The 2813-nt window shown below is 54.6% G+C and carries 2 protein-coding genes; both read right to left on the reverse strand.

Annotation, left to right across the window (positions count from 1 at the left end):
• Window positions 1-41 precede the first annotated feature (41 nt).
• Window positions 42-1757, reverse strand: coding sequence for a type IV-A pilus assembly ATPase PilB (pilB, locus tag PROAA_RS12470; RefSeq protein ID WP_186411655.1), 1716 nt, complete (start codon window positions 1755-1757; stop codon window positions 42-44).
• Window positions 1758-1914: 157 nt separating this feature from the next.
• The gene (locus tag PROAA_RS12475; RefSeq protein ID WP_186411656.1) at window positions 1915-2754 is read right to left on the reverse strand and encodes a cytochrome C assembly family protein; all 840 of its coding nucleotides are present in this window, start codon (window positions 2752-2754) and stop codon (window positions 1915-1917) included.
• Window positions 2755-2813: the final 59 nt, after the last annotated feature.

Here is a 2813-nt window from a genome sequence, read left to right on the forward strand (position 1 = left end):
GTGCTCGTTGCGGTCGCCATGCTGTCCCCTTTCGTTATTCTTTAAGCGTTGGTGCTTCCCAGAACTTCATCAAGCGAAGTGAGCCCTTGCATGACCTTCATAAGGCCCGAGCGCCGCAAATCGTTGACGCCTTCTTTTTGAGCCTGCACGGCGATATCCAGCGAAGTTCCGTTAGCCATGATCATGCGCTGTATTGCTTCGGTAACGGGCATGACCTGATAGAGACCGACCCGTCCTTTGTAGCCGGAGCCTTTGCAGCGCTCGCATTCTGAGGGGCCGTAAAGAACCCAACTGCCATCAATGTCGGATTCGGTAAAACCGGCATTCATCAAAGTCTCTATCGGTGTGTCAAGAGGCTTTTTGCATGTGCACAGGCGGCGAACAAGACGTTGTGCTGTGATCAGAAGAATGCTCGAAGCAATATTGAAGGTCGGGACACCCATGTTCATGAGGCGCGTCAAGGTTGATGGCGCATCATTGGTATGCAGGGTTGACAGCACCATGTGCCCAGTCTGCGCCGCCTTGATCGAGATTTCCGCAGTTTCCAGGTCACGGATTTCACCGACCATGATGATATCCGGATCCTGCCGCAGGAAGGCCTTAAGGGCGACCGGAAATGTCAGACCCTGCCGGTCGTCGATGTTGACCTGGTTAATGCCCGGCAAGGGAATTTCTGCCGGGTCTTCTGCGGTGGAAATGTTGATGCCTGGTTTGTTCAGGATATTCAGGCAGGTATAGAGCGAAACGGTCTTGCCCGAGCCCGTCGGGCCGGTTACGAGCACCATGCCGTACGGACGCTGAATGGCGTCAAGAAGCAGCGCCTTCTGCTCGGGTTCGTATCCCAGGGCATCAATGCCAAGCGTTGCGCTACCGGGGTCGAGGATCCGCAGAACGATCTTTTCGCCATACATGGTCGGCAAAGTGCTGACCCGGAAGTCAATCGCCCGCGTCTTGGAGAGGACGAGGCGCATTCGGCCGTCTTGTGGAACGCGTTTTTCGGCAATATTGAGGCGCGAAATAACCTTGATGCGTGATGCGATTTTTTCCTTGATGACCAGAGGAGGCGACGCGATCTCGCGCAGTATGCCATCGGTTCGGAAGCGGATACGGTAGCTTTTTTCGTAGGGCTCGAAGTGAATGTCCGACGCGCCGTCGTTGATGGCATCAAGCAACATCTTCTGGATGAACTTTACAACCGGAGCATCGTCGACTTCGAGTGTCGATGCGTCGTCGGCCTTTTCCTGATTCTCGTCGTCGGTAAACTCGAGATTGATATCGTCGTCGGTCAGGTTTCTGAGGGTATCTTCGGCCGATTCCGAGAGTTTGGCAACCAACGGGGCAAGCAGGCTCTCATCAACGATCACAGGGTCGACGGCCATCCCGGTCTGAAAGCGAATCTCGTCGAGTGCGCGAAGATTTGTTGGGTCGGCGATGGCGACCGATAGGCGGTTGCCACGCTTGTGTAACGGAACAACGCGGTGTGCGGCGATCAGCTTGCGATCAATCGCGCTTTTCTGGATATGCGCGTCGTCGAACGCGTTGAGATCAAGCAGGGGGTAGCCAAAGGTATCGGAAGCGAAGCGCGCTATGTTGGCTGCGCTGGCCTTCTTGGCGCTGACCAACTGCTCAATGAACGAGGTCTTGGTTGCGGCGGCCTGCGACAATAAGCTTTCGGCCTCGGCTTCCTTGATGCGGCCGGCTTGAACGAGCGCTCTAGCGAGACCGCTAAGTGATGACTGTTGCGGATTGGCTGCCATAGTTTGCTAAAAGACGCCTGGTTACGTCAAGGAATCAAGGCTGTAACGGCTGTACAGGAAACATCGGGCCGATGATGCATTGAGTCGGCACGTTTGTAAAGAAGCGATGGTCATTTCGCTGGCATTTTATGAAAGCGAAGATAACCAGAGCTGGGGGCTAGATGCGGCCAAGCAGGACTTCAGAAACAAAACGGCTGCCAATATAGGCCAGCAACAGAGCCAGAAAGCCGGCCAGCGTCCAGCGCAGTGCGATCCGGCCACGCCAGCCGTACGCGTACCTCCCAATCAACAGTGCGGCGAAGATCGCCCACGATGCGAAAGCAAACAAGGTCTTGTGGTCAAGTGTTACGGCTTTCCCAAAAATCGCTTCTGAAAACATGAATCCACTTCCCAGCGCAACAGTTAGCAGAGAAAACGCGATGACGATCATGCGGAAAAGCAGGGCTTCCATTTTCAGGATAGGAGGAAGACTGGCGAGTTGCCTGTTGAGTTTCCCATGGTGGAGTTTCCGTTCAACAAACCCCATGAAAACAGCATGAATAGCGGAGAGGGTGAACAGGCTATAGGCCAGCATGGCCGTCAGGAAATGCACTTTGAAGCCCCACACGTTGACGTGTGCAACAACATGTATCTGTGGAAAAATGACCGGAAGCACAGAACAAACCGCAGCCAGTGGCAGCACCATCGGTTGCAAGCCATCCATGCGCGAGCGGAAGCTTTCCAGCCAGTAGATGAGGACAGCCATCCAGAACATCAGCGAGAGTGCGAGACTGAACGAGAAACGCATACCCCCGACGCTGAACAGCCCTTCGTACAATCCGACTCCCTGCAATATCAAGGCTACACCGATTGCCAGACGCTCCCAAGTCTGCATCGGCAAGAGATCGACGGGCTTGCCGATTTCACGCCAGCGCGTATGCCAGAAATGTAATCCCAGCGCCGCATAAAGCAGGGACGCAACGATTTGAGGCAGAAGGTGCAGTAGAATATCCAACATCCCTAAAGTCTACACCAAGCCGGAATCCAGATGCTCGATAACCTGACTCAACGCCTGGC

Origin of the sequence: Candidatus Propionivibrio aalborgensis (genome assembly GCF_900089945.1) — a bacterium.
In the GTDB taxonomy this organism is placed as follows: Bacteria; Pseudomonadota; Gammaproteobacteria; order Burkholderiales; family Rhodocyclaceae; genus Propionivibrio; species Propionivibrio aalborgensis.